28 protein-coding genes and 4 tRNA genes are annotated in these 25,451 nt (G+C 36.3%); 12 read left to right on the top strand and 20 right to left on the bottom strand.

The window, feature by feature from the left end; all coding sequences use genetic code 11:
* Window position 1: 1 nt before the first annotated feature.
* The 7 genes from BC781_RS06645 (at window position 2) to BC781_RS06615 (ending at window position 5,966) form a co-directional block, all read left to right on the top strand.
* Window positions 2-940, top strand: coding sequence for a UDP-glucuronic acid decarboxylase family protein (locus BC781_RS06645; RefSeq protein WP_109616420.1), 939 nt, complete (start codon window positions 2-4; stop codon window positions 938-940).
* Window positions 941-1,101: 161 nt separating this feature from the next.
* Complete coding sequence (locus tag BC781_RS06640; protein WP_109616419.1) at window positions 1,102-1,470, top strand: hypothetical protein; 369 nt, start codon at window positions 1,102-1,104, stop codon at window positions 1,468-1,470.
* A 121-nt stretch (window positions 1,471-1,591) separates the two neighbouring features.
* On the top strand, window positions 1,592-2,311 hold the full coding sequence (gene lipB / locus BC781_RS06635; RefSeq protein WP_109616418.1) for a lipoyl(octanoyl) transferase LipB: 720 nt from the start codon (window positions 1,592-1,594) through the stop codon (window positions 2,309-2,311).
* A 25-nt stretch (window positions 2,312-2,336) separates the two neighbouring features.
* The gene (aroA, locus tag BC781_RS06630; protein ID WP_109616417.1) at window positions 2,337-3,554 is read left to right on the top strand and encodes a 3-phosphoshikimate 1-carboxyvinyltransferase; all 1,218 of its coding nucleotides are present in this window, start codon (window positions 2,337-2,339) and stop codon (window positions 3,552-3,554) included.
* A gap of 51 nt (window positions 3,555-3,605) precedes the next feature.
* Window positions 3,606-4,184, top strand: coding sequence for a hypothetical protein (locus BC781_RS06625; RefSeq protein WP_109616416.1), 579 nt, complete (start codon window positions 3,606-3,608; stop codon window positions 4,182-4,184).
* A 169-nt stretch (window positions 4,185-4,353) separates the two neighbouring features.
* Entirely contained in the window at window positions 4,354-4,920 is a 567-nt protein-coding gene (locus tag BC781_RS06620) for a MarC family protein (protein WP_109616415.1), read from the top strand.
* An 89-nt stretch (window positions 4,921-5,009) separates the two neighbouring features.
* Window positions 5,010-5,966 carry a KpsF/GutQ family sugar-phosphate isomerase gene (locus tag BC781_RS06615; RefSeq protein WP_109616414.1) on the top strand — a complete coding sequence of 319 codons (957 nt, stop codon included), beginning with the start codon at window positions 5,010-5,012 and terminating at the stop codon, window positions 5,964-5,966.
* Window positions 5,967-6,042: 76 nt separating this feature from the next.
* On the opposite strand, the gene BC781_RS06610 is transcribed toward BC781_RS06615, so the two are convergent.
* The 11 genes from BC781_RS06610 to BC781_RS06560 all read right to left on the bottom strand — a co-directional run bounded on the left by BC781_RS06610 (window position 6,043) and on the right by BC781_RS06560 (window position 13,830).
* A complete protein-coding gene (locus BC781_RS06610; protein WP_109616413.1) occupies window positions 6,043-6,435 on the bottom strand; it encodes a hypothetical protein in 393 nt (130 codons plus the stop codon).
* 205 nt (window positions 6,436-6,640) lie between these two features.
* Window positions 6,641-7,462: an SDR family oxidoreductase gene (locus tag BC781_RS06605; protein WP_109616412.1), complete on the bottom strand. Its 822-nt coding sequence runs from the start codon at window positions 7,460-7,462 to the stop codon at window positions 6,641-6,643.
* Window positions 7,463-7,477: 15 nt separating this feature from the next.
* Window positions 7,478-7,771: a putative quinol monooxygenase gene (locus tag BC781_RS06600; RefSeq protein ID WP_109616411.1), complete on the bottom strand. Its 294-nt coding sequence runs from the start codon at window positions 7,769-7,771 to the stop codon at window positions 7,478-7,480.
* Between the two features lie 146 nt (window positions 7,772-7,917).
* The gene (locus tag BC781_RS06595; protein ID WP_146201637.1) at window positions 7,918-8,409 is read right to left on the bottom strand and encodes an SPFH domain-containing protein; all 492 of its coding nucleotides are present in this window, start codon (window positions 8,407-8,409) and stop codon (window positions 7,918-7,920) included.
* Window positions 8,410-8,677: 268 nt separating this feature from the next.
* Complete coding sequence (locus BC781_RS06590) at window positions 8,678-9,517, bottom strand: MBL fold metallo-hydrolase (protein WP_158281415.1); 840 nt, start codon at window positions 9,515-9,517, stop codon at window positions 8,678-8,680.
* A gap of 97 nt (window positions 9,518-9,614) precedes the next feature.
* Entirely contained in the window at window positions 9,615-10,472 is an 858-nt protein-coding gene (locus BC781_RS06585) for a hypothetical protein (RefSeq protein ID WP_109616408.1), read from the bottom strand.
* A 66-nt stretch (window positions 10,473-10,538) separates the two neighbouring features.
* Window positions 10,539-11,114, bottom strand: coding sequence for a Crp/Fnr family transcriptional regulator (locus tag BC781_RS06580; RefSeq protein WP_109616407.1), 576 nt, complete (start codon window positions 11,112-11,114; stop codon window positions 10,539-10,541).
* Window positions 11,115-11,210: 96 nt separating this feature from the next.
* Window positions 11,211-12,464, bottom strand: a complete 1,254-nt coding sequence (gene fabF / locus BC781_RS06575; protein ID WP_109616406.1) for a beta-ketoacyl-ACP synthase II — start codon at window positions 12,462-12,464, stop codon at window positions 11,211-11,213.
* Window positions 12,465-12,618: 154 nt separating this feature from the next.
* Window positions 12,619-12,855, bottom strand: coding sequence for an acyl carrier protein (locus tag BC781_RS06570; protein ID WP_109616601.1), 237 nt, complete (start codon window positions 12,853-12,855; stop codon window positions 12,619-12,621).
* Window positions 12,856-12,961: 106 nt separating this feature from the next.
* Window positions 12,962-13,420 (bottom strand): hypothetical protein, encoded by a 459-nt coding sequence (locus BC781_RS06565; RefSeq protein ID WP_109616405.1) that lies wholly within the window; start codon window positions 13,418-13,420, stop codon window positions 12,962-12,964.
* Between the two features lie 35 nt (window positions 13,421-13,455).
* Entirely contained in the window at window positions 13,456-13,830 is a 375-nt protein-coding gene (locus tag BC781_RS06560; protein ID WP_109616404.1) for a phage holin family protein, read from the bottom strand.
* Between the two features lie 210 nt (window positions 13,831-14,040).
* On the opposite strand from BC781_RS06560, the gene BC781_RS06555 reads away from it, so the two are divergent.
* The gene (locus BC781_RS06555) at window positions 14,041-14,664 is read left to right on the top strand and encodes a toxin-antitoxin system YwqK family antitoxin (protein WP_158281414.1); all 624 of its coding nucleotides are present in this window, start codon (window positions 14,041-14,043) and stop codon (window positions 14,662-14,664) included.
* 26 nt (window positions 14,665-14,690) lie between these two features.
* Here BC781_RS06555 and BC781_RS06550 read toward each other — a convergent pair whose 3' ends face one another.
* From BC781_RS06550 to BC781_RS06530, 5 genes are all read right to left on the bottom strand, one after another.
* Complete coding sequence (locus BC781_RS06550; protein WP_109616402.1) at window positions 14,691-15,701, bottom strand: FAD-dependent oxidoreductase; 1,011 nt, start codon at window positions 15,699-15,701, stop codon at window positions 14,691-14,693.
* Between the two features lie 163 nt (window positions 15,702-15,864).
* Window positions 15,865-15,938 (bottom strand) — tRNA-Asp (locus tag BC781_RS06545).
* 41 nt (window positions 15,939-15,979) lie between these two features.
* A tRNA-Asp gene (locus BC781_RS06540) sits at window positions 15,980-16,053 on the bottom strand.
* A gap of 39 nt (window positions 16,054-16,092) precedes the next feature.
* A tRNA-Asp gene (locus BC781_RS06535) sits at window positions 16,093-16,166 on the bottom strand.
* Between the two features lie 39 nt (window positions 16,167-16,205).
* A tRNA-Asp gene (locus BC781_RS06530) sits at window positions 16,206-16,279 on the bottom strand.
* Between the two features lie 394 nt (window positions 16,280-16,673).
* On the opposite strand from BC781_RS06530, the gene BC781_RS06525 reads away from it, so the two are divergent.
* Window positions 16,674-17,456 (top strand): zinc ribbon domain-containing protein, encoded by a 783-nt coding sequence (locus BC781_RS06525; RefSeq protein ID WP_109616401.1) that lies wholly within the window; start codon window positions 16,674-16,676, stop codon window positions 17,454-17,456.
* 70 nt (window positions 17,457-17,526) lie between these two features.
* Here BC781_RS06525 and BC781_RS06520 read toward each other — a convergent pair whose 3' ends face one another.
* Window positions 17,527-20,067 carry a DUF5686 and carboxypeptidase-like regulatory domain-containing protein gene (locus BC781_RS06520; protein WP_109616400.1) on the bottom strand — a complete coding sequence of 847 codons (2,541 nt, stop codon included), beginning with the start codon at window positions 20,065-20,067 and terminating at the stop codon, window positions 17,527-17,529.
* Between the two features lie 117 nt (window positions 20,068-20,184).
* Between BC781_RS06520 and BC781_RS06515 the strand changes: the two genes are divergently transcribed.
* The gene (locus tag BC781_RS06515) at window positions 20,185-20,979 is read left to right on the top strand and encodes a thymidylate synthase (protein ID WP_109616399.1); all 795 of its coding nucleotides are present in this window, start codon (window positions 20,185-20,187) and stop codon (window positions 20,977-20,979) included.
* A 38-nt stretch (window positions 20,980-21,017) separates the two neighbouring features.
* On the opposite strand, the gene BC781_RS06510 is transcribed toward BC781_RS06515, so the two are convergent.
* The 3 genes from BC781_RS06510 to BC781_RS06500 all read right to left on the bottom strand — a co-directional run bounded on the left by BC781_RS06510 (window position 21,018) and on the right by BC781_RS06500 (window position 23,859).
* Window positions 21,018-22,553, bottom strand: a complete 1,536-nt coding sequence (locus tag BC781_RS06510; protein ID WP_109616398.1) for a M20/M25/M40 family metallo-hydrolase — start codon at window positions 22,551-22,553, stop codon at window positions 21,018-21,020.
* Window positions 22,554-22,714: 161 nt separating this feature from the next.
* Window positions 22,715-23,374: a hexitol phosphatase HxpB gene (gene hxpB, locus BC781_RS06505; RefSeq protein ID WP_109616397.1), complete on the bottom strand. Its 660-nt coding sequence runs from the start codon at window positions 23,372-23,374 to the stop codon at window positions 22,715-22,717.
* Between the two features lie 86 nt (window positions 23,375-23,460).
* Window positions 23,461-23,859, bottom strand: a complete 399-nt coding sequence (locus BC781_RS06500; RefSeq protein ID WP_109616396.1) for a VanZ family protein — start codon at window positions 23,857-23,859, stop codon at window positions 23,461-23,463.
* A gap of 53 nt (window positions 23,860-23,912) precedes the next feature.
* On the opposite strand from BC781_RS06500, the gene BC781_RS06495 reads away from it, so the two are divergent.
* Both BC781_RS06495 and BC781_RS06490 read left to right on the top strand, forming a co-directional pair.
* Window positions 23,913-24,560 (top strand): peptidylprolyl isomerase, encoded by a 648-nt coding sequence (locus BC781_RS06495; RefSeq protein ID WP_109616395.1) that lies wholly within the window; start codon window positions 23,913-23,915, stop codon window positions 24,558-24,560.
* A gap of 255 nt (window positions 24,561-24,815) precedes the next feature.
* Entirely contained in the window at window positions 24,816-25,451 is a 636-nt protein-coding gene (locus BC781_RS06490; RefSeq protein ID WP_109616394.1) for a hypothetical protein, read from the top strand.

The raw sequence follows: 25,451 nt of genomic DNA, 5'->3' as shown, positions 1-25,451 counted from the left end.
GATGAAAAGAGTATTAATAACAGGAGCAGCTGGTTTTCTCGGTTCGCACCTATGCGATAGGTTTATAAAAGAAGGATATCATGTTATTGGAATGGATAACCTTCTGACTGGTTCAAAAGATAATATAGAGCATCTTTTTCCTCTTGAGAATTTTGAATTCTATTATCATGATGTAACCAAGTTTGTTCACGTACCAGGAGAGTTGGATTATATATTACATTTTGCTTCTCCTGCGAGTCCAATTGATTACTTGAAAATGCCTATTCAAACCCTTAAGGTAGGTTCTTTAGGTTGTCATAATTTATTAGGCTTAGCAAAGGATAAAGGAGCAAGGTTCTTAATAGCATCTACCTCTGAAGTATATGGAGACCCTGAAGTACATCCTCAGAAAGAAGACTATTGGGGGCATGTAAATCCTATTGGTCCGAGAGGTGTATATGATGAGGCAAAACGTTTCCAAGAGGCGATGACTATGGCATATCATGAATTTCATGGCGTAGAAACTCGTATTGTAAGAATTTTTAATACCTATGGACCAAGAATGCGACTAGATGATGGTCGAGCGTTACCAGCTTTCATGAGTCAAGCACTGAAAGGAGATAATATTACTGTCTTTGGCGATGGAAGTCAGACAAGATCATTCTGTTATGTAGATGATTTAGTAGATGGTATTTATCGATTACTGTTTAGTGATTATCATTTGCCAGTAAATATTGGGAATCCATCTGAGATAACGATCAGAGAATTTGCTGAAGAAGTAGTTGAATTGACTGGTTCGGGAAGTGAAATTACGTATAATCCTCTGCCAAAAGATGATCCTAAACAAAGGCGACCTGATATCTCAAAAGCAAAGGCAATTTTAGATTGGGAACCTAAAGTTGATAGAAAAGAAGGTCTCAAAATCACCTTAGAATATTTTAAAGGAAAACTTGTTTATTAATCCACATATTAGGCTACCTCGTTTTGGTAGCCTTTTTTTATATACTTATGTTATACATATCTAGTTATTTAGACTAATATTAGAAAACAATTAGATAAGGATTGTATTGAACTTTTGTAAAGTGATTTGTTATCTTTACATTAGAGTACAAACAATCACAAATGGATAACTCGGAAAAAAAAGCATTCCTTTTACTCAAGGCTGTTATTTTACATTTTCATGGTGCAGATAATGATGATAATAAAGTATTATTGGAAACTGCATCTCAACTAGATGCTCAATCTGAATTGGAATGGGTTGAGACGTTTATATCCGATGATTATCTCACTTGCTTTGAAAGAGCTACAGATTACCTAAATGATTTTATGCCTTCTATTTCTCCAGAGAAACGGGTTGATTATCTCTATAAAGTTTGGCTAGCACAAGAAAAACAGAGTTATGTAAGTGAAATGGTTGCTAATGCTATGCTTAATATGGCTAGAGATTGGCAAATCATCATGCAATTTGTACCTTTGATAAAGAATAAATAATCTATTTATATGAAAAACCTCTACCACACAAGTAGAGGTTTTTTTCAACATGAACAATCGGTATTATTACTCGTTTTATATTGATTGTCAAATTATAGATTTAAGAACCGCAGAAGACAGCATGATGAACAAGCAAACAATCTTTAGACACTTAGGGAAAATGCGTTATCAAGAGGCTTGGGACTACCAAACAGAACTCTTTGACGCAACGGTTCAACAAAAACTCAATAATAGAAAAGCAGAAAAAGAAGGAGGAGAGCCTACTCCAACAAAGAATTATATCCTTTTCTGTGAGCATCCACATGTCTATACTTTAGGGAAGAGTGGAAAAGAAAGCCACCTTTTGCTTAACCAAACAGGGCTTGAAGCAAATGAAGTGGAGTTCTTTAAAATTAATAGAGGAGGAGATATTACATATCATGGTCCTGGACAAATTGTAGGCTATCCAATATTAGATCTTGATAATTTTTTTACTGATATACATAAATATCTCAGACTTCTAGAGGAAGCTATCATTATGACATTAGCAGACTATGGAATTGAAGCTGGTCGAATTGATGGATTAACTGGAGTTTGGATTGATCATATTGAACAAAAAAGACCTCGTAAAATCTGTGCGATGGGCGTAAAAGCTAGTCGTTGGGTTACAATGCATGGTTTTGCTTTCAATATAAATGCAGATTTATCTTACTTTGGTCATATAGTACCTTGTGGTATTTCTGATAAAGCAGTGACTTCAATGAAGGAAGAATTAGGTCGAGAAATACCTCTTCCTGAAGTTGAGGAAAAGCTTTTAGGGCATATCACTTCACTTTTTGAAATGGAAATTATCAAAGAATAAGGTTTAACCTAACTTCTTTACATTTATGGAAATTTATTCAGTCTCTCACCCAAGTCAAGCGGTTGAGGGAAACATTGCACTTACGTCTTCCAAAAGTGAAAGTAATAGAGCTTTGATTATTCAAGCACTTTCACAACAACAAATTACACTAGACAATATCTCTGCAGCTAGAGATACTCAAACAATGATGCGTTTGCTAAAGTCAGATGATCAGACTTTGGATGTGTTGGATGCTGGAACCACTATGCGTTTCTTGACGGCATTCTCTACTTCCAAAAATCGCGATACAATCATGACTGGAACAGAACGTATGCAAGAACGTCCAATCAAGATATTAGTTGATGCTTTACGTAGTATTGGAGCTGAAATCGAGTATCTGAAAAATGATGGCTATCCTCCTTTTCACATTAAATCTTTTGAGCAATCATCAGAAGAAGTAAGTGTACAAGGTGATATCAGTAGCCAATATATTTCAGCTTTGCTCATGATTGCGCCAACACTTCCAAAAGGCTTGAAAATTCAGCTTACAGGAGAAGTCGCATCAAGACCATATATCGAGATGACGCTTCAACTGATGGATATGTTTGGGATCAGCTACAATTGGAGTGACTCTAATTGTATTAGCATTGCTCCACAGGAATATCAAGAAAATGCTTATACAATCGAATCAGATTGGTCTGGAGCGAGTTATTGGTATAGCATTGTAGCTTTGGCGAAAGAAGCTAAGATTAAGTTGCTAAATCTAAGAGACAATTCTCTGCAAGGAGATCGAGCAATTGTGGAAATTATGGAACAATTAGGGGTTTCTTCGACTTTCGATAATGAAGGGGTTGTTCTTCAGAAAATTGAGGCGAAAGAAAGCTTTGATTATGACTTTACACATTGTCCAGATTTGGCACAAACAATTGCTGTGGTATGTGCTGCATTAGGTATTGAAGGTCGTCTTCGAGGGCTAAAATCACTCCGTATTAAAGAGACGGATAGAATTGCTGCAATTGAGACAGAACTTCAGAAAATGGGCATTGCAGTAGAGGTATTCGGGGACGATGAAATTGTCGTAAAATCTGGTACTATCCAACTGGATGGTGCTCGTGTTGATACCTACGAAGATCACCGTATGGCTATGGCTTTTGCACCTTTGGCATTACTTCATTCTGTTGAGATTGAAGAGCCTGATGTTGTTCAAAAGTCTTATCCAATCTTCTGGGATCATTTGAAACAAGTAGGTTTCGAAATTAAGTAAAGAAATATAGCCGCAGCAGAAATGTTGCGGCATCTTTTCCATTTCACTACTATGCAGGAATTAGAACCGTTTTATGGGTGGATGAAACATTACAATTCTAACTCAGACCCTCATTCACCATTTTATCTCAAAGAATACGAAACAGATTACTATACAAATACCATATACGGTTATTACATACATCCTCTTTGGGATTTTATAGGTTCTGAAACGCTCTATATCAAAATCCTGTATACTAACTATCAGCAAGGTGTGGTTGTTATTGAACTTTTTGGAGAATGGAATGATACACTCCACAATGACATCATGTACCTCAAAAGGGAAATTGTTGATAGATTACTTCCGTACGAAATCACAAAATTCATACTTATTGGTGAAAATATATTCAATTTTCATGGTTCAGATGACTGCTACTACGAAGAGTGGTTTGATGATGTTGAAGATGGTTGGATAGCTGCGCTCAATTTTAGGGATTTTGTAATAGAAGAAATGGAACACTTCAATATTGATAATTATATAAATTTTGGAGGCTCTCTAAACATTGAAAACTGGAGAACTATGCCTCCTCTCAGACTCTGTCAGCTAGTAAATGAAAGGATCACTTACCGATTAGGCTCAAGTCATTTGTAAATTAATTGTATTTTATAAAGTACTTTCTTTCTTTTGCAGCAATCGGAAGTCAAAAGGTATCATATACTAAAAAAGCAACTCAATTTTAAGTAGTTAAGTTGAGTCATGGACTTCTTTTTCTAATAAACTTTCTAACAATATTTTTACACCTTAAACCTCAAATTTTGAAATGTTCGGATTAGCATTTAAAGAAATCTTTTCTGTAACAATTATCCTTTTTTCTGTTATTGATATTGTCGGTTCTATTCCGATTATTATCGACTTGAAAAAGAAAGAAGGGAAGATTGAATCTATGAAAGCGACTTTTATCGCAGGGATCATTATGATTGCGTTCTTATTTTTAGGAACGTATATCTTGAAACTTTTTGGTCTTGATGTAGAATCCTTTGCAATTGCAGGTTCATTGATCTTATTCTTTTTAGGAATTGAAATGATTTTGGGAATTACGCTTTTCAAAGACGATCCAAGTAATTCAAGTGGTTCGATTGTACCTTTGGCATTTCCGCTGATAGCAGGAGCTGGTACAATGACTACTATTATTTCGTTAAAAGCAGAATATGATCAAGCAAATATATTAGTCGGTATCATTCTTAATTTATTGTTTGTTTACCTAGTTCTTAAATCCTCTGATTGGATAGCTAGAAAATTAGGAACGGGAGGAGCAAACATTTTAAGAAAAGTATTCGGGATTATCCTTTTGGCAATTGCCATCAAACTTTTTAAAGCAAATATCTAGAAATGACACCATGGCGAATATGATTTTTGAGAAATCGTATTCGCTTTTGTATATGATTACTTTATACGCTGTGTATAACATTTGAAGACATGAACACAAACAATAAAACTAACGCCCTAGAAGCTGCAAAAAGGGTATTTAAAATAGAAGCAGACGAAGTATTGAAACTGGCTGATAAACTAACAGATGATTTTGCCAATGCAACAGAGAGTATATTAGCTTGTAAAGGAAAAGTGATTGTTTGTGGAATGGGGAAATCTGGACATATCGGAAAGAAAATCGCAGCCACGCTAGCAAGTACAGGAACGCCAAGTTTCTTCTTGCACCCTGCTGAAGCTTTTCATGGAGACCTTGGAATGATCACTTCGGAAGATATTTTTATCGGTATTTCTAATTCGGGAGAAACGGAGGAATTGATACAATTGATTCCTGCTGTGAAGAGAAATGGAAACAAGTTTATTTCTATTTGTGGAAAAGCAGATTCTACATTAGTGAAGAACTCTGACTTTTTCTTAAATATTAGTGTAGATAAAGAAGCTTGTCCTTTGGAGTTAGCTCCAACTTCTTCAACAACAGCAACACTTGCAATGGGAGATGCTCTAGCAGTAGCATTGATGGAAGCGAGAGATTTCAAACCAGAAAACTTTGCAATGTTCCATCCTGGTGGAAGTCTCGGACGTAAACTTTTGACGAAAGTGAAAGATGTTATGCGTTCAGAGAAGTTGCCTATTGTTACGGCTGAAACCTTAATGGAAGACCTAATCCTAACGATGACTGAAGGGAAACTAGGGATGGCAATAGTGATAGATGATGAAGGTAAAATAAGTGGAATTGTAACCGATGGAGACCTTCGAAGAGCATGGCAAAAACACAGTGCCTTGTCGAACACTTCTGTGAATGAAATTATGACTGCTTCACCTAAAACTATTGTTTCAGATGCAATGCTTGTAGATGCAGAAGAACTGATGATGAAATATAAAATTACTTCATTGATTGTAGTTGAAGAGCAAAAGCCAATTGGAGTAATGCAACTTTATAGTATCTAGATATAACCTTCTAGGTTTTGTAAATAGAAAGGTCAACTCATTTCACTTGAGTTGACCTTTTATTTTATGTCCGAGTTTAGCCTTTTGATTTTAGTAATATAATACCATTTTTAGCCCTTGTGCCATAAAGAGCCATAGCTGTCGAATCGTCTTTTTTAAATACTTTAGTTACTTCAACCTCATTCAACGTTAGAGTACTTAATTGCTCTGGTGCGATGATTTCACCATCTAATACTAATAAGGTCATCGGATTTTGAGGTGTAGTAGAAAAGCATGTGATTCCATTAGTTGAACGAGAGGCTTTACTCATATCAGCCATTTTATTCGTTGTGGAATCTACTTTATATTCTATTTCAAATTGGATGATAGAGTCTACTTTGGATCGAAGGTCAGAATAGGCTTGTGAGTCTTGAGCATAAGCTAACTGAACAAAGCAAAGAGAGCAAAGAATTAAAAAAAATGGTTTCATTTTGTTTGTAGTTTATAGTTTAAAAGAATCTTTTAAAGGGGTTTACAGATCGTAAAACTTTAAAAGTTATTTATTTAAGTAGGTAAAATAAGGAGCTTATTCTTCTTTCACGCTTATAGCTTTGTCTTTTAACTTTTGTTTTGGGGTTAATGAAATAAAAAAGAGAGAAACATAAGCTCCTCTCTTGGTGAGTTCTGATTCTTTATTACTTTTTCTTTTTCGGTGATACTTCTAAGTTCCAAAGATCTTCTTGATACTTTTTCACATCATCACCAAACTCTTCGGGGAATACATTACGAAATTTGTGGGTATCTTTTAAAATTACATCAACCATTACGTCTACCATGCCTTGTGGATCGTACTGAAATCCTTCTTTGGCAAACATGGCTTGCATTTCTCTTAGAGGCTGTTCAGGTGTGAAATTCTTCCCCGCTTGGAACCATTGGTCAACAGTGTCATACATGCGATCATTAAAACCTGTGTTGAATGGTCCAGGGTTGATTGTCGCAACTTGTACACCTAGTGGCTCAAGTTCTAGTTGCATTAATTGGAAAATAGCTTCTACAGCATGTTTTGAAGCCACATAAGGAGCTAGGAAAGGGTAAGTTCGGAGTCCAGCTGTAGATGAAACTACAATGATTTTTCCATTTCTTCTTTTTGCAAAAATGGCTGCAAACTTCTGAGATAATTCTAAAGTCCTAAACACGTTGATCTCAAAAACATGACGAAATCTTTCTAAAGGAATTTCAGCGGCAGGGCCTGTTTCTCCAGTGGCAGCATTAGCTACAAAAATATCAATATCGATACCATATTTTCGTAAGATGGTTTCGTGATCACTTTCGTTGGTATATTCCAATTTTTCAATAATCAAATCGACACCGGCCTCTTTTGCAGCATTTTTTAATAATGATACTTGAGGCCAATTTTCTACTGTAGCAATTACTTTATGTCCCTTTTGGGCAAGTCCGATAGCTGTACCCTTTCCTAGTCCAGAACCAGCACCAGTAATTAATATCGTCTTACTCATAGTTTAGTTTTTTAGTTAGAATGAAAATCCTTTGTGAATGACAGCTTCCGAAGCTAAAATATCATCAAGTTTCTCTAGTGCACTTTTGAGATGAGGCGTTTCCCAATGCTTTTCTTCTTCTTTTTCATTTTCCCATTTTTCAATCGAAAATACGGTATTGGGTTTTAGGGCGTTTTCTATGACCAGATATTCTATGACTCCTGCTTCCTTACGTGTTTCTTCAGCCAATTTAGAAACCACTTCCTTTAGTTCTTCTAGTTTGCCTTCTTTTGCAGTCAGTGCGACTACGGTGAAAATTTGTTTGCTCATATTTTTTTATTGAAGTAAACAGGGCTTGTGAATATGTCGTTTCTGTATGAATGTTTTAGGGGAAAGAAGAAGGTAGTTGTAATAAAAAAAGCTATACGATCTTCGGGAGAGTTCGTATAGCTTTTTTTAAATAGGGTAAATAAAATCTAAACCTTCTGCATCCATATACTCTTGGTGATTTTCCATTTATTGCCAACTAGCCAACAATCGGATAAATTGATTTGGTAATCAGTACCTTCATGATTCATTAAGATATGGATGTTATACGCTTCAAAAGGCGCTCCTTCTACATTTTGAGCATCAAATGAGATGAATTTAGCCTTTTTCCAATTGATCTTTTCAGCTTCAGTTTCTTTTTTAAGCTCCTGAAAATCCATAGGAATCCATCGCTCTAGCTTTTGAGCTTGAGCAGCTCCTCGTTGCTTGGCGCTTTCTTTTAATTCTTCGGGCAGATGTAGCTCAAATATTTGTACAATTTCAGTCTCAATAATGTAGCAGCTTTTTAGTACTTCTTCGTTTTGAGCTACAATAGCTTCAAATATTCGTTTAGAGAAATCTTCTTTTGTTTCAATAGAATCTTGAGCCCAACAATAATTTTGCAAAAGTAGTAAGAGGAGTAGATGAAATTTTCTCATCATTTTTAGTTTTGAGTTAGGTAAAAGTATATGAGGTATTGAATTTCCACATAGGAAAAAATTAAATCTAATCTAATGAATCACTTATTCTTTTTAAAGTGAAAGGAGTTTTATCCGAAGTAAGTCTGAAAAATTAAAAGCATCTGAACTTCAATTAAATAGAGGGTGGTGTTCTAAAGTTGTAGAAAGTTTTAGCCATTGGTAATGGCATTATTTGAATTAGCTAAAATTAAGTTTTGAGTTTAAAAAGCTAAAGATAAATAGTCTTTTTCTAAGAATTTATGGCGTGCTTATTTTTCCGTTTAATGTCACGAATAACAGACCTAACCATATTCATTTTAGACAGATTTTCATTAGAGAGTATTTTTACAAGATGATTCTCTTTCAAGTTGAGTGTTTTAAAAATTTCATTTTCTGAGAATCCTTTCGTGTGAAGTTTTGCTACATCATCAAAGAAATTTTCCATGAATCGGAGTTTTTTCTCGAGCTGAATTTTTCCGTTCTGAAGTTGTGGATTGTGGGCACAGAATAGAGTATCAAAATCTAGTTTTAAAATCCTTTGGGTAGATTCAATCTGATCAGAGATGCTTTCATTAGAAAGGAAATATCCAATGTATGAATTGATGTACAAGTCGGCTGAAAAAAGCCACTTCCTGTTTGGCTCATAAAGTGCTACCATATCAGAAGCATGACCAGGGATTGGAATAATCTCGAATTCAAAATTATTGGTACTGACTTTATCTTTTATAGGAATTAAGTCGTGATAAGCTTCTCTTTGACTATACATCACTTTTTGAATGAAGCTCAGTCTTGGAGGGTTTTTCATTAGCTCAGAAGTTTTCTCTGAGGAGTAGACAGGGCACTGATGTAATTTTTGAAGTGAAGGAATATTTCCTGTATGATCTTCGTGATGATGTGTAATAAATATTTTTTCAACTGGTAAATCTTTAGTGGAAGCTATGATTTGCTTGTGTAGTTTGCGCTGTCCTGTGTCAATCAGAAGTCCGTCTATGAAATAGGTATGTACAAATAAACTGGGTTTCCCAAACGGGGCATATCCAAATTTGAACCCTTGTACTTCTTCGTGTATAAATGATTGTGTAGAGATCAAAACAATGATCGTTTTATGTGAATTGGTTGGTATAGAAAAAGCAATATACAATAGTCAAAAAATAAGGTCAACTCATTACTGAATTGACCTAAACATATTATAAAAAGCTTTTTTCTAAACCTTTCTGATAGCTAAATGCATTTTCACTTTCTTCATAACCTTTTAATCGATCTTCCAATAACTTGAAATCAAAACCCGTTTGGATTTCAGCAGACATTTCTTTTGTGATTGGGTTCATGCTCTTGGCATAATGTAAATTGGAAAGATCATGACGCTGACTATAAAGTGCAGGAAGAAAGTTTTCAAAAACACCTACTTCTATTGTATTGTGTGTAATCCATGCCTCCCAAAATTCGGAAGTATATTGTCCTACAATCTTTTTAGTGATTGCCTTAGCTATAAAATTTTGCTTGTGTGTGCCAGCTACAACCTCATAATGATAGTGGACGCCTATAATTTCTCCATTTTCATATACATCTTTAAATGAGATGCGGAGAAATATCATTGTACCTAGAAATGGGATTTGTTTTCCCATTCCCCAACCATCTTTTTCACAATAAAAAATGTTCAGTTCGTTTTCTACAGGATATTTCAGACCGTATTTATTGAATTGCATCGCTTCTTTAATCTGGATTTTCCCTCCAGCTCTTGCCGTATTGTTTTCTCCCAACTTTCCTTTAAAGCTCGCATTAATATGATCTGATGGATGCCACAACAGATAGGCAGGAACTTTGATGTTTTCATAACCTTCAATATCGTCTAGGGTAACACGAAGGTTTGCGAAGTTTTTGAACCACCATACAATCATTTCTGAAGTTACACCTCTTAATAAAGAATGCTCCAGTACGACACATAATTGCCCCGATTTATTTTTCACCTGTCCCCAATGTACGGATGAAGTTGGCTTTAACTCCCATCCGTATTTACGTTCTTTTGGCATCACTAACTTTCCCATAATCTTTTGTGCTTTAATGTTCTATACAAAAGTATTGTCAGAAGAGGTCAAAAATATTGATGTGGGTTAAGAACTGTGTCGCTGTTTTAAAAATCGGCTTAAAGCTTCTGGTGTGATCCCGATAAAAGCAGCAATATATTTTGAAGGTGTTTTTCTAATGATCTCAGGATAATACTCCTCAAGAAAAGCATACTCGGTTTCTGTGTTTGCTGTGGTTTTTATACTGATAAAGTTTTTTGCTTCCACGAGGTGTTCCAGTATCTTTTTTCTCAGAAATACTCCTATTGAGTCTGAATACAGGTATAGCTCCATAAAATACTCATACGGTATTGTGATGTATTTGACTGAGGTGATAGCAATCACATTATCGGATTGAATGGTTTTGGAAAAGGCACTAATCATGTTTGAACAGAGATTTCCTTTCTGAAAAAATCTGGAAATAACCTGTTTATCATCTCTATTGTATTCAGATGAAACAATGCCATCTAAAATGTAGATCACTTTATCACAGATATCTGTTTCTCTAAATATTACCTCTCGTTTTTTGGCTTCTTTTATTGTCAGCTTTGAAGAAAATTTATTCCATTCTTCAACAGAGTTAAACTGTGTATACTTCTCAATCTCTTGCTTTAATACTTCCATCTTACATAGAATTCTAGTGGAATGTAATGATAAGATAAAAAAAATAAGGTCAACCCATTGCTGAGTTGACCTTTAATATTTTAAACTGAATAATGACTATTCAGCAAATTTTTTCAAGATGATTGAGAAATTGTGTCCACCGAAACCGAACGTGTTGCTCAATACAGCGTTTACTTCTCTCTTTTCCGCTTTGTTCAATGTCAATTTGAATCTCGGGTCGATGTTTTCGTCACGAGTTTCATTGTTGATTGTAGGAGGAACAGTTTGTCTCTCCAAAGCGAAGATAGATGCAAGGGCTTCAATTGCACCAGCAGCACCAAGAAGGTGACCAGTCATTGATTTCGTTGAAGAAATATTCATCTCGTATGCGTGATCTCCAAATACTTTCTGAATACCTTTCAATTCTGCCACATCACCAAGAGGAGTTGACGTACCATGAACGTTGATATAGTCAATCTCATCAGGAGACATATTTGCATCTTTTAGGGCTTCTTGCATTACTTTCACGACACCTTCTCCTTCAGGATGAGGAGCAGTCATGTGGTGAGCATCGCAAGACATACCGCCACCCATTACTTCGGCGTATATTTTTGCACCTCTTGCCAGAGCGTGATCGAGTTCTTCTAGGATTAGAGCACCTCCTCCTTCACCCAATACAAAACCATCACGGTTTTGATCGAATGGACGAGAAGCTGATTCAGGGCTGTCGTTACGAGTAGACAATGCTTTCAATGCATTGAAACCTCCGATACCAGACTCGTTTACACAAGCTTCAGTACCACCAGCCAAGAACATATCTGCTTTACCCAAACGGATGTAGTTGAATGCGTCTACAAATGCATTGGTCGCGGATGCACAAGCAGAAACAGTTGAGAAGTTTGGTCCACTGAAACCGTACTTAATAGCAAGGTGTCCGGGAGCAAGGTCAACTAGCATCTTAGGGATAAAGAACGGGTTGAAACGAGGTGTTCCATCGCCATTGGCGAAATCGATCACTTCTTTTTGCAAACTCGTTAATCCACCGATACCAGCGCCCCAAATTACCCCAACTCTACTTTTATCGATAGCGTCAAGGTCTAGTTTAGAATCTTTAATTGCTTGATCACCAACAGCCATAGCATATTGGCAGAACAAGTCCATTTTACGAGCTTCTTTACGGTCAAGATACTCATTTACATTGAAGCCTTTAACTTCACAAGCAAATTGAGTTTTGAATTTTGAAGCATCAAATTTTGTGATAGGCTGGGCTCCACTTACACCTTTCTCTAAAGAATCCCAATATTCTTCCACGGTATTCCCGATAGGTGTAACAGCACCAAGGCCTGTTACTACAACTCTTCTTAACTTCATAACAGAAGTGGGTTGGTTAGAGATAAAAATCGTTTACACTGTAGCTAAAAAACAGACCTGACAGTTCTTGTTTAAGAAAACAACACGGTCAGGTCTTTTTTCAGGTTATCCTCCCTGGGAGTGTGTATATTCACTAAGCTATAAGGCCTAATGATTAAGCTACGTTCTCTTCCAAGTAAGATATCGCTTGACCTACAGTCGCGATAGACTCAGCTTGATCGTCTGGAATAGATACGTTGAATTCTTTTTCGAATTCCATGATCAATTCTACAGTGTCAAGAGAATCTGCACCAAGGTCGTTAGTGAAACTAGCCTCAGGAGTTACTTCTGATTCTTCAACTCCTAATTTCTCTACTACTATCTTTTGTACTTTTTCTGCGATTTCAGACATTTTTTCAACAAGTTTAGTTTTGATGATCGACTTGCAAATAAATACATTTACATTCTTAATATCAAAATTAATATTAGAAATTTGATACACAAAAGCTTAAATGCACTTATTCTGATTTATTTAACTTTTTTTCTATTCCTAAAGAGACTTGTTTACCCATATCGGCTAAGAATCTGGCTAACTGCTGTTTAGCAAGCTCAAGGATGAAAAGTGCAATACGATCCATGACCATTCTGTACCATTTAGAGCCTTGATTTTGTTTTACCTCAGAAACGAGTAATTCTTCTCCTGTATTGGTTTCTACTGCTTTGCTGACAACATTTTCAGTGAGTTCTGGCTGTTGTTTTCTGCCATCTAGAAGCCATTTTACGAGTAAATAAGCACCAAAAAATGCAGAGCCTATAAAAAAGTAACGTTTACCTTTTTTTTCAACCTCTACATAAGCATCATTAAACTGAGACTGAATAGATTCACGAAGTTCGTTTGCCTCGGTTTTCAGTGCTTGTCTTTGTAACTCTATATCATTTTTGATCCTAACGACCCCGTCTTTCTTAGTGTTTTCCATATTCGTATTTGTTTAAACTTATTAAATACTGAGCCTTATAACTCAGAATCAAACTTGTCTAAGAAGACATACAGTTGAGTCCATATCCATCTTCGTTTCCAATAGATCAGAAGGATAATCAGCAGATAGAATAGAGAAATGAGAAAGAAACCCGCAAATTCAGGCCATCCCAACGAATAGGAAATGAGATGCGCTGTTCCGATACTTGCAAACAAGAGCAGTAGGCTTAAAAGAATTAAAGCTACTGAGCAGATGATTACGATCGAAAAAATGTTTGTCAAAGAAGCTTTAGCTTCCAATTTGAAGAGTTTGAAGTATGCTTCAAGCATCTTCACTATGGTCTCTGTAAAAGTATTTAAACTATTCTTCTGCGCTTGATTCAAAGGATCCTTCCCTGTACTCGATGTCATACAAAGCCGTTTTTAGTTGAAACTAACATTTGAAATTACCAAAATTTCTAGCTTAAGTATAGTTTTAACGAAAAATATTGGTCTTACTTGTTCCTAGATTTCTACTTTTTAGAAAACTCTAAAAGTATTTTATGAGAATAAAAGTAGTCAATTGAATAGAGATGCTTTTATTTTGATCTGACAATCTAAACCAGAATCTAGAAAATGACCATGAGAGGGATTATTTGTAGCCTACTTTTATTTATGCCTTTACTTTCTTTTGGGCAAGTAACTAAGGAGTATTACGGTGATTCTACATTAAAAGCAGAAGGGGCTTTGGAAAATGGACAACGAGTCGGTGCGTGGAAACTATATTATCCTTCTGGAGGAACGAATGCTATACTACATTATAAAGAAGGAGAATTTCATGGCTTATGTGTCTTTTTTGACTTTGAGGGGAATAAGATCTCGGAAGAAAATTGGAAAAATGGAGTAGAGGAGGGTGTAAGTATCTCTTACCATCCTAATGGTACAATTCGTAAAAAGGGGGATTTCTCAAACGGTTTATACGAAGGAGAATGGGTTTTCTATTTTGAGAATGGCTCTATTGAAAGACTTGGAAGTTATCGTCTTGGAGAACCGAATGGTATTTGGCAATTCTATTATGAGAATAGTCAGCTTCAGTCTAAAGGTGAGTTTAAAGAAGGTTTAAGGCATGGGGAATGGAAAACATACTCAGAGAAAGGAATTCAAGAGTTTGAGGGCAGTTATTATGCCGATAAACCAATAGGCATTTGGTATAAGTATAAGAAAAACGGGAAAAAGACCATCTATCAAGATTATGGTGAACAATAACTAGGTTTACTTATAGATTGAATTTTTTAGATGTCTAAAGTTTTCCTTTGTACTAGTTTTTGATCTGAGTGTTCCGACCAATAAGAAATGAGATCTGCAACATGGGCAGCACAACCCCAAGATACTGTAAAACCAGAGCCTCCGTGCCCATAGTTGTGTATTATTGAAGTACCATCTTCTTTTTCTACTCTGATGGAGTCTCTTCCTGGTCTTAATCCAACGACCACATCTATTATATCCTCAGTTTTAATTTTTGAGTTGAATGAAGCAGAGCGTTGTAGTATCCTTTGAGTTGTACTTGTATCTGGGGTTAAATCAAATTGATCTTTTCGAACAGTTCCTCCAAGTACAATACAGTCTTCACGAGGAATGATATAGGTTGTTTCATCTTTAAATTCGTCAATTGGAAATTCGCACAAGACTCCATTTATAGTAGAGTTTGGCTTCATCTTCACAATTTGTCCTTGTATCGGGAATACTTTAGCGTCCTCGGCTAATCTAAGCGCACCTAAACCACTACAATTGACTATCCAGTCATACTTAAATGAAAGTTCTTTAAGGTCTTGAACCTCTTCTAAGACCATTTGACCTCCAAGTGCTAAAAACTTTTCATAAAGGTAATTGAGGTAAATTGGCGATTCCATAACTGGAACATCTCTCTCATAAGACAATGACGGGATATTATTTATATCAAACTGTTTTGCACTATTATGTTGATCTTTCGGGAAAGCATCAAGCCATGGAAGACCACTTTTTTTCTGATCAATAATCGTGAATTTTGAAAAATGAACACCAGTTTTTGGTTCTAAGGAGAGTTCTTTGAGTTTGTAGTAAGTAAACTTACTCCATTTATTTACTAGTATATAAGGTTGAGCTTGATAAGGAAACCAAACAGCAGCAGCAATGGCAGAGGTTGTTGTAAAAGGAAGCTCTTTTGTGTGAATTGTAACTTGATATCCTTTTTCAACTAAAAGTAATGCTGTGGAAAGTCCTATGACTCCTGCGCCCACTATTGCAATGTGTTGTTCTTTTTCCATTCGCTCTATCTTCTATGTTAGTTTTGGAGCAACTAAAATTAGAAATAGAGCTTATTGATTAATCACTGAATTCAAGGAAATTTCAGAATCGCTTTTTACAGAAAAAGAGATACATACAAAAAAAGCCTTACACTTCATCAGAAATGTAAGGCTTAAAAATCAGCGGAACGGACGGGATTCGAACCCGCGACCCCCTGCGTGACAGGCAGGTATTCTAACCAGCTGAACTACCGCTCCATGGGAAATATATATTTACTCTTTGTATAAAAGAGATTTTGCGGAACGGACGGGATTCGAACCCGCGACCCCCTGCGTGACAGGCAGGTATTCTAACCAGCTGAACTACCGCTCCGTGGGAAATATATATTTACTCTTTTATAAAAGAGATTTGCGGAACGGACGGGATTCGAACCCGCGACCCCCTGCGTGACAGGCAGGTATTCTAACCAGCTGAACTACCGCTCCGTGGGAAATATATATTTACTCTTTTATAAAAGAGATTTGCGGAACGGACGGGATTCGAACCCGCGACCCCCTGCGTGACAGGCAGGTATTCTAACCAGCTGAACTACCGCTCCTTATTTCGGTCGCCTTTCTCAGAAAAGCGATGCAAAGATGCACGGCTGAATTTACTTTTCCAAATATAGATCGTAAAAAATAGCAATGTGAAGTAGTGCTGTTTTTGCAACTTTTTGATATCCAAGAGTAAAGACTGTCTATTTTTTTTGTAAATAAAAGCGTATAGCTAAATTTGAATTGTAAAAAGTCAAGAAAAGATCTTCAGATATGGCTAAAAAGAGAAACTCATGCAGATTTTTAGTTGTATTTTTAGTAGAAGCAGTGAGAATATAGAATTATTGAATAAATTCCTGCACAAAAACAAACTTTTTAAATCCTTTTTACCTAAATTTACGGGCTATAATAATTCAGGATCGGGAACGCTCTTAGAAATAATAAACTTTATCGGATTATATGGAAAATACCGTTTCTCAGAAGCTTGACGCTATGGTTAAGCTACAGAGTATAGACTCCAAATTAGATGAAATAAAAAAAATCCGTGGTGACTTACCTGAAGAAGTTCAGGATCTAGAGGACGAAATTGCGGGTTACGAAACACGTGTTGATAAATTCAAAAGTGAACTTTCAGATTTAGAAGCTTCAATTGATCAGCATAAGGCGAATATCAAGTCTTATAAAGATCGTGTAGCTCATTTGCAAGATCAGCAAATGAATGTTCGTAACAATCGTGAGTATGATGCGATCAATAAAGAGCTTGAAATGTTAGATCTTGATGAGCAAGTTTCTAATAAGAAAATCAAACAAGATCAAGCTGCAATCTCTGCGAAGAAAGAGCAAATCATCGATACTAAAACTACTTTAGAAGAAAGAAAGAAAGACCTTTCTTCAAAGAAAGTTGAGTTGGATGAAATCATCAGTGAAACTGAAATTGAAGAAGAGAAACTGATGAAGCAGAGAGATAAAGCGCTTAAGAATGTACAAGACGAGCGTCTTATCACTGCATACGACCGTATCCGTTCTAACGCTGTGAATGGTCTTGCGGTAGTTTCAGTTAAGAAATCTGCTTGTGGTGGATGTTTCAATGTTGTACCTCCACAACGTCAAGCTGATATCAAGGAGCGTAAGAAGATCATCGTGTGTGAGCACTGTGGTCGTGTACTTGCAGGTGTAGAAGTTGAGGTTGTTGAAGAAAAACCTAAGAAACGTACTACACGTCGTAAGAAAAAAGAGGCTTAATTGTCAATTTTATATAGAAAAAGGACTACCAGTAGTGGCAGTCCTTTTTTTATGTCTTTTTAGTTCTTATTTATAATCGGAACCAAGCAGAAATCTTAATTCCAAAATTATTCACATCTGGGTTGTCTAAATAAGTCAGACGATGAATAAAGTCTACTCGAATAAACCTAAAAATATTCTCAACGCCGTAACTAACTTCAGCATATGGAGTGTCACCAAGAGGATTCACGGTTTCATACTGATTTCCAAGTGAATCTGTAGGTTGCGTAACGGCTAAATTTTTGTCACTCAAATCACCATACAATAGATTTCCAGTCACGAAAAGACGCCATTTTAACTTTTTGAGTAGAGGGATTCTATTGAGAATAACGCCTTCAAAACGATGTATCATTCGTAATGATACATACCTGTCACTCGTAAATTCAAAGAAATTCATGAGGTTAAAGGAGTTGCTGTTATAGAAAAGGTCACTTTGGTTACCCAAGTGGTTTTCCAATAGAGGATAAGGGAGTGTAGAAGGAATGTAACCTCCTCTTAAATTGTACTCAAATCTACCCCAACCGCCTACTCTGAACCACTGATCTATTCCTGCTTGAAATTTATGATATTCGAAATCTCCACCAAAGAGTTTGGGAACACCATAAATATAACGGAAAAGTAAAACAGGTCGCTGATCGCTAGCAACGACAACGCGTGTATTGTATTGGGTTTGTATAAATTTATAACCTGGAGCATACCTAACTTCTCCTACTAGCTCAGAAGCTTTATAAGCACTACCAGTCAGGCTTTCTCCATCACTTTGAGGAATTTCATATTGAAAATTAAATAATGGATCAAAGTCTTGGTTACGGATCGTGGCTTTTACAGTGAAGCTATGCCACACATCAGATTGGAAGTAGACTTTATTGAAGAAATTTTTAAAAGGTCTTCTGAAATCTCCCCACTTGGTAGAGGCGTCAAAGAGGTTTGTGTTTGAAAGGTCATCGTTAAAAACCCCGACACGTTCTACATCATATTCAGATTCGAAACCTAAAATCATCCATTTAGGTCTGCTCAAAAACCATTTATTTTCAAAGAAGTATTTGAATTGTTCATCCTTTGTACCGTAAGCTATTTGAGCTTTTACCTTAAATTTCCTACTCAGATCGACGTTAGAAGTCATCCCAATTTGAAAACGATGTCCTTCAATATTGTTGTTGGCATAAAGTTGTGCATAAGTACCAATTTCTACTTTCCCAAGATTGAAGTAGCCATTGACTACAGTCTCAGCAATATCTATGTAGGTTTTTACAATTGGAATATTCTGGATGGTATCAATCATGTCTAACATCTCAATTTCAGCAACAGAAAGCGAGTCATGTCTTAATTCCTTCCATGCCTCTTCAGATGTTTCCTTAAAGTCATTGATGTTTACTTCTACTTCTTCTGCGTAAAAACTAGAAGACTTGGCTTCCGTAATCCTATGATCCTTATTTGAAACATAGCTCTTTGCGAGAAGTCCTGCCCAACGATCATTAATTTGCCCAATATCTAGAATAATACGTGTTTTTTGAGGAACCCAAGCAGAACCTTCTTTTATAGGAGTTAGTGTCTGCTGAATCTTAATTTTTTCAATAAAATTGAGGTTGGCGCTTTGATTGAGAGTGACATCGATTTGCTTTAAAGCATAATAATTGTCTTCGTCAGCAATCCACATACTTCCTTGAAATGCCAAGTCACCTTCTTGCCTAGGTTTAAAATCTATTCGGTAACAACTAATCCCATCGATTACAAACATCTTTTGAATGAGGGTATAGTCATAAAAAGTTTTCCAGCCATCAGCAATCGGAGAGACAAACTCTTTTGACAGCATCCGAATCCAGTTGTCATAGAAATTAAATTCTTGGAAAGCAGAACCTGTCATTTGAGATACGATTGAGCCATCTTCAATGCCTAGTCCTTTTATTCTAGTCTTCTGAATTACTTCTTTTCTTCTTTCTGGATTATAGGTCTGATAAACATCTGAGATAGTTTCAGAAACAAACATAGGTACGATAGGCTGTCCATCTTCACCAACAAGATTCTTCGACTTTTCTACAACCTCTACCATCTTTCCGACAATCTTTCGCTTGCGGAATTTCTCCGTGATATTATCGACATCTATTTCATTTCGGACGTAGCTTTCATACTCAAAAGCGTCCAAGCCATTCTTGTTGTTCCGCTTTTTATTCTTGATAACTGCTCTCAAAATTTCCCAAGCTGGGTTTTCATAATCGCCGGGTCTTACAGTGACTTCATCTAGTTGTTGTACAACTGGAGTAAGGAAAAAGTCTATGTTTTGAACTTTTTGCAAGCGATTAAACTTCTTTGCTTGAGCTTGATAACCTACATAAGTCGCTACAATGGTATCGGCAGTTATTTTTGTTTTGAATTTGTAAAAACCTTCAAAATCAGTAACCGCACCTTTCTCAATACCTTTTAGGTAGACGTTGGCAAAGGGAATACCTTCCCCAGTCTCGGTATCGGTTACTCGACCCGATATGGAGAATTCTTGAGCGAAAGAAAGTTGAGGGAAAATGGTTACCAGAGTAATTGTAAGTAGTAGAAGGTAACGTCTGTCTAAATATTTCAAAGTAGAGTAGGTTTTAGCCTTTAGATCAGGGTATTTGGTTTAGTTAATTGGGAGATCACTTTCGAATCCTTAATTTTGCCCCAATTATTTCTTGACTAATTTCAAAAACGAATAAATATGGTTCAATATCATGAATTATTGAATAAGATTTTGACTGAAGGAGTCAAAAAGGGGGACCGAACCGGAACAGGTACTTTGAGTGTGTTCGGGCATCAAATGCGTTTTGATCTTTCAGAAGGTTTTCCATTGCTAACTACTAAGAAATTACACACTAAATCGATCATTCATGAGCTTTTATGGTTTTTGAAAGGAGACACGAATGTTCGATATCTACAAGAAAATGGTGTTCGTATTTGGAATGAGTGGGCTGATGAAAATGGCGAGTTAGGTCCTGTTTATGGTAAACAGTGGCGTGCTTGGGAAAAACCAAACGGAGAGACTGTTGACCAAATAGCCAATGTGATCGATCAGCTGAAGAATAATCCGAATAGCCGAAGAATGATGGTTGTGGCTTACAATCCTTCTGATGTAGAAGAGATGGCCTTGCCTCCTTGTCATTCTTTATTCCAGTTTTATGTAGCTGAGGGTAAACTTTCATGTCAATTGTATCAGCGTTCTGCTGATGTGTTTTTGGGAGTTCCTTTCAATATAGCCTCTTATGCACTCTTGACCATGATGATGGCACAAGTTTGTGGTTTGGAAGCTGGAGATTTTGTTCACACACTAGGTGACGCACACTTATATTCAAATCATCTGGATCAAGCAAGATTACAACTTACAAGAGATTGTAGAGCTTTACCTACAATGAAAATGAATCCAGATGTGAAAGATATTTTTGATTTCAAATATGAAGATTTTAGCCTAGAAGGCTATGATCCTCATCCGCATATTAAGGCGGCAGTTAGCGTTTAAGCTAAGATATTTTAGATCAAAATATGAAAGAGCAATGACTATACATCTTGAGTCATTGCTCTTTCTGTATTTGTTACTTTTTCAATATCTAAGAATTTATTTTGTCCTTTTTTTCCACACATTTTATGAACGAGTGTCATGTAGTAGACAATCATTTCCATGTAATTGTCTTGTGAGATTCGTTCATTGATTCCGTGCACTCTATCCAAATCTTTTGGTTTCATACGGAGAGGCAGGAAGCGATAAACGTCAGAAGTAAATTCAAGGTATTTTCTTGAATCGGTACCTGCTAATGTAAGGGATGGTGCAATGACTGCTTCAGGGAAAAGTTCTGAAATTGTTTCATAAATAGCATCCCAACCTTCATTTTCGATATTTGCGATCGGAGACGGGTTATCCCTCCAACTATCCTTAATCTGTATGCTGATGTTTTTATTATCAATCACATCTTCGATGTATCTTCTTACACTTTCTACATCATCCCCAGGAAGCATACGATAATTGAGAATGACCGAACCTTCTGAAGGCATTATATTTTCTCTAAAGCCCGATTTTAATACGGTTGGAGCCATTGTTGTGCGAACAAGTGCATTTCCAGAGGCTGTTTTAGAGAAGGAATTCAGAATTAGTTTATCGAAAAGTTTCTGATTTTTAAATAAAAACTTAGGCAGTACAGAAGTTGATGGAGCAATGTACTCTAAGAATTTTTCTACAGGAAAAGTGATTCTAGCTTGTAAAGGGTTTTTCTGTAGTTTATGAATAGCTTCAGCAAGCACTCCGATGGCGGTTTGTTTTGGAGGCATTGAAGAATGTCCATCTTGTACTTTTACAGAAAGTTCGTAATAGACAGAACCTTTCTCTGCAATGCCAATCATAGCGATCGGTTTGTGAGTATTAGGAACAACTTTTTCAGTGATAGCAAGCCCTTCGTCAAATACAAATTCGGGTTCAAGACCTTTTTCTTTAATCACTTTTGCTATCTGTTCAGCACCTCCTTTTCCCCCAACTTCTTCATCGTGTCCGAAAGCGAGTAAAATACTTCTTTCGGGTTCAAAACCTGTACGGAGCAATTCTTCAACTGCTTCAAAGATGGATACAAGTGCAACTTTCATATCCAAGGCTCCTCTTCCCCAAACATAGCCAGAAGCTAAAGCTCCACTAAAAGGCTTGTGTTTCCACTGATGTAACGTTGATTTATCGACAGGCACAACGTCCATATGTGCCATGAGTAGTATAGGTTTTAATTTCGGATTTTTTCCTTTCCAAGTATAAAGTAGGCTATGTTCGTTCACAACATCTTTTTCTAGCTTACTTTCAATAAGGGGATAGGATTTGAATAAATATTTTCGGAGTTCAATGAATTTAGGGAAATCTATTTTCTCCTTTTCATGATAAGAAACAGTCTCGAATTGGAGGACTTTTGAGAAATGTTCTAGTGCGGCTTTTCGAATATGGTCCAAACTTTTATACGAATTCGTTCTTACAGCTTGAGATGCCGCCGAGATTTTTCGAATGGCAAAAGCGGATGTTAGTCCTAAGGTAAGTACAGAAAGTATTTTATAGATATTTTTCATTGTAGCGAGTTCGTAGCGATGAATTAGTTGGTAATATACCTTTTTCCGAAAATGTAAAATAGAGAATAGAACATTCCTAAGTTTCTGAATTTAAAAAAAAGCCTATTCAGCACATGAAAATGCGAAATAGGCTTTTGAATATTCTAACTAATACTCCAATTCTAACTAATTATTTTTTCAAAGACCTCGTCATTGAAGTCTAAAAGTGAAGCTAGTTGAACGTCCGCAATACAAAAACGTGGGTCTTTACGGTCAGCTTCTTCCGGTACAGCTACAGCTTTCATTCGAGCTGCTTTTGCGGCTAGAAGCCCTGTGAAAGAATCTTCAAAAGCTAAACATTCTTCTGGCTTTAGCCCTAGTTCTTTTGCTGTCTCTATATAAACGACAGGGTGAGGTTTGCCATACGCTTCTTCACTTCCAGAGCGCAGAGCCTCTAGCTCGTTTTCGATGCCAATCTTTTTCACGAAAGACTTAATAAGTGACATTGGAGAAGAAGATGCTAATCCTAACTTTAGGTTATTAGCTTTCACCCATTTTACCAACTCATTGACACCCGGCATTATTTTACCTTCAGCCCATACAAGTCTATCTACTTCTTCTAAAATACGGTCACAGACTTCTTCCACACTAGGCCCTTCCCATTTGTAGATATTGTACCAATAAGCTACAACATCGGCGGTACGAAGTCCCATCGTTTGTTTAGCCATATCTCGAGTCATCTCGATGCCTAAGCCTCTGAAAACATTTACTAGTGCTGTTCTCCAATGTGGTTCTGAGTCGATCAGTAGACCGTCCATGTCAAGAATTACCCCTTTTATCATCGTATTTGAAATATGCTTGTTCTAATTATTTGAAAGTTGTGAAAAGTCCGTTGTAAAATTATAGGAGATTTAAATAAATATCCTGTTTAGCAAAAGACTTTTAATGCAGTTCGATTTAAAATATGATAACCCACAATGCCCAAACTTCCTCCGAACAGGTCTGCAAAAACATCTAAAATATCTCCACTTCTTGTAGTAGTCAGCGTAGCCTGCATGACTTCCGTAGAAATAGCCCATGACAGTACAATAAAGCCAATCAAGGCATAAATGGAAATGTTTGTGCCTGTTTTGAGGTTTGTACGATTGAAGACTCTCATCCATAAAAATGAAAGAATACCAAATATCACGATATGTGCCACTTTATCTTTGTGTGGAAAATCAAAAAGAGAATTTCCTGTGTCAAAATCGGAAGGTGGAGCTAAGAATAGAAACAGTGAAAATAGCATCCACAAGATTGGTAAAAGGTATTCCAGTATTTTTTTCATTTGAATTCTAGGACTAAGGTCTTATTTTCGAGACTTAAAATTATGACCATTCTATGAAAAAACAGATTTTATTTTCCTTGTTATTAGCCTTTTTCTTTAGTGTAGGGAATTCTTATGCGCAAAAGAAGAAGAAAAAAGATGAAATAGTAACGATTCATACTTCATATGGAGATATCGTAGTGGTGTTATTTGATGAAACGCCAAACCATAAAGGAAACTTTTTGAATTTGGCTAAAACAGGTTTTTATGATAGTACAGCCTTTCATAGAGTGTTATTAGATTTTGTAGTACAAGGCGGTGATCCGAATACTAAGCCAGATGCAAAAGATGACAGAGTAGGTTTGGGGTCTGAAGGTGATGATATAAAAGCTGAGATTGTAGAAGGAATTCTGCATGATAGAGGTAGAATTGGTGCTGCAAGACAAGGCGATCAAATCAATCCAGAAAAAAAATCGAGTGCGAGTCAGTTTTACTTTGTTCAAGCCAAAGATGGAGCTCATCATTTAGACGGGGATTATACTGTTTTTGGTGAAGTGATCTCAGGTATGGATGTCGTAGACGAAATTGCTGAGGTTAAAGTAGATTCAAAAGGATTACCAGAAGAACCTGTACGTATCTCTATGGATGTGAAGAAAATGAAGGCGAAAAAGGTAATGAAGATGTATGGTTATGACCTATCTAAATCACCATTAAATAAATAAAATTCACTTCCCCTACTTCTAGGGGATTTTTTTTGAACAGATTTGTTTTTGTTTAAAAAAAAAATGGTTGAATTATATGGGTGATATATACATTTGTGAGAAATGTTGATACCTTTGCTAGGTATCCTATGGTGTAATTATGGCAAAAAGTAGGATTTTTCCATACTTTTGTTTTTTTTTACGCTTTGTTGAAAAATTTAAAACTTTTCATCAAGAAGAGGGGAATTTTAATAAAAAAACGAAAAGTATATAGCGATGTCAAAGTCAAAAATATTTGCTATCATTTTTACGGTAGTGGTCGTATTGCCACTTAACATCTTTTTGGGTTATTTGTTGATCAATGGTGTATATGAGAAAATTACACTTGATCGTAATATCTCAGAATCTGAAGCAAGAGTTATCGGTAAGTTGAAACAAATCCGTGAGATTCAAGTAGCTTACCAAGAGCGTTACGGAGAGTACTGTAACAGCTGGGATACACTTACAAACTTTGTAAAAGAGGATACGATTTACACTTTGGAGAAAAGAGAAATCATTATCACTAAAGCAAAACGTCAGAAAATGGGTGACAAAAACTGGTGGAAAGGTGATAGTGTAAGAGTTGAGTATGATACAATTGGTCGTGACCAAGTAGCAGAAAAACTTTTCCCAGTTAAAAAATTCCCAACGTTCTCAGCAGATTCTATCCGCTACATCCCTGGTAAAGGCGAGAAGCAATTTGAACTTACTGCTGGAAAATACAAAGTAAGTGGTGTAACTGTAGACGTAGTAGAGGTGAAAGATCCTTTCCCAGTTGACCCAACAAGAAAAGAAGATTCTCCAAACAGAACAAGACAGTTCTTGCGTTTTGGATCACAAAATAGTGCAACTGTATCAGGTAACTGGGAATAA

The sequence above is a fragment of the Sediminitomix flava genome, assembly GCF_003149185.1.
GTDB lineage: Bacteria > Bacteroidota > Bacteroidia > Cytophagales > Flammeovirgaceae > Sediminitomix > Sediminitomix flava.
This window is presented reverse-complemented; position numbering and strand designations above follow the sequence as displayed.

Bases quoted from the DNA above. Each gene is read 5' to 3' on its own strand.
- fabF (WP_109616406.1), bottom strand. From the start codon at position 12,464: ATGAAGTTAAGAAGAGTTGTAGTAACAGGCCTTGGTGCTGTTACACCT.
- BC781_RS06620 (WP_109616415.1), top strand. From the start codon at position 4,354: ATGTTCGGATTAGCATTTAAAGAAATCTTTTCTGTAACAATTATCCTT.
- BC781_RS06490 (WP_109616394.1), top strand. From the start codon at position 24,816: ATGTCAAAGTCAAAAATATTTGCTATCATTTTTACGGTAGTGGTCGTA.
- BC781_RS06555 (WP_158281414.1), top strand. From the start codon at position 14,041: ATGAGAGGGATTATTTGTAGCCTACTTTTATTTATGCCTTTACTTTCT.
- BC781_RS06625 (WP_109616416.1), top strand. From the start codon at position 3,606: ATGCAGGAATTAGAACCGTTTTATGGGTGGATGAAACATTACAATTCT.
- BC781_RS06525 (WP_109616401.1), top strand. From the start codon at position 16,674: ATGGAAAATACCGTTTCTCAGAAGCTTGACGCTATGGTTAAGCTACAG.
- BC781_RS06600 (WP_109616411.1), bottom strand. From the start codon at position 7,771: ATGAGCAAACAAATTTTCACCGTAGTCGCACTGACTGCAAAAGAAGGC.
- BC781_RS06645 (WP_109616420.1), top strand. From the start codon at position 2: ATGAAAAGAGTATTAATAACAGGAGCAGCTGGTTTTCTCGGTTCGCAC.
- BC781_RS06560 (WP_109616404.1), bottom strand. From the start codon at position 13,830: ATGACATCGAGTACAGGGAAGGATCCTTTGAATCAAGCGCAGAAGAAT.
- BC781_RS06515 (WP_109616399.1), top strand. From the start codon at position 20,185: ATGGTTCAATATCATGAATTATTGAATAAGATTTTGACTGAAGGAGTC.
- BC781_RS06640 (WP_109616419.1), top strand. From the start codon at position 1,102: ATGGATAACTCGGAAAAAAAAGCATTCCTTTTACTCAAGGCTGTTATT.
- aroA (WP_109616417.1), top strand. From the start codon at position 2,337: ATGGAAATTTATTCAGTCTCTCACCCAAGTCAAGCGGTTGAGGGAAAC.
- BC781_RS06610 (WP_109616413.1), bottom strand. From the start codon at position 6,435: ATGAAACCATTTTTTTTAATTCTTTGCTCTCTTTGCTTTGTTCAGTTA.
- BC781_RS06495 (WP_109616395.1), top strand. From the start codon at position 23,913: ATGAAAAAACAGATTTTATTTTCCTTGTTATTAGCCTTTTTCTTTAGT.
- BC781_RS06580 (WP_109616407.1), bottom strand. From the start codon at position 11,114: ATGGAAGTATTAAAGCAAGAGATTGAGAAGTATACACAGTTTAACTCT.
- BC781_RS06565 (WP_109616405.1), bottom strand. From the start codon at position 13,420: ATGGAAAACACTAAGAAAGACGGGGTCGTTAGGATCAAAAATGATATA.
- BC781_RS06510 (WP_109616398.1), bottom strand. From the start codon at position 22,553: ATGAAAAATATCTATAAAATACTTTCTGTACTTACCTTAGGACTAACA.
- BC781_RS06550 (WP_109616402.1), bottom strand. From the start codon at position 15,701: ATGGAAAAAGAACAACACATTGCAATAGTGGGCGCAGGAGTCATAGGA.
- BC781_RS06500 (WP_109616396.1), bottom strand. From the start codon at position 23,859: ATGAAAAAAATACTGGAATACCTTTTACCAATCTTGTGGATGCTATTT.
- hxpB (WP_109616397.1), bottom strand. From the start codon at position 23,374: ATGATAAAAGGGGTAATTCTTGACATGGACGGTCTACTGATCGACTCA.
- lipB (WP_109616418.1), top strand. From the start codon at position 1,592: ATGATGAACAAGCAAACAATCTTTAGACACTTAGGGAAAATGCGTTAT.
- BC781_RS06570 (WP_109616601.1), bottom strand. From the start codon at position 12,855: ATGTCTGAAATCGCAGAAAAAGTACAAAAGATAGTAGTAGAGAAATTA.
- BC781_RS06605 (WP_109616412.1), bottom strand. From the start codon at position 7,462: ATGAGTAAGACGATATTAATTACTGGTGCTGGTTCTGGACTAGGAAAG.
- BC781_RS06585 (WP_109616408.1), bottom strand. From the start codon at position 10,472: ATGGGAAAGTTAGTGATGCCAAAAGAACGTAAATACGGATGGGAGTTA.
- BC781_RS06615 (WP_109616414.1), top strand. From the start codon at position 5,010: ATGAACACAAACAATAAAACTAACGCCCTAGAAGCTGCAAAAAGGGTA.
- BC781_RS06595 (WP_146201637.1), bottom strand. From the start codon at position 8,409: ATGATGAGAAAATTTCATCTACTCCTCTTACTACTTTTGCAAAATTAT.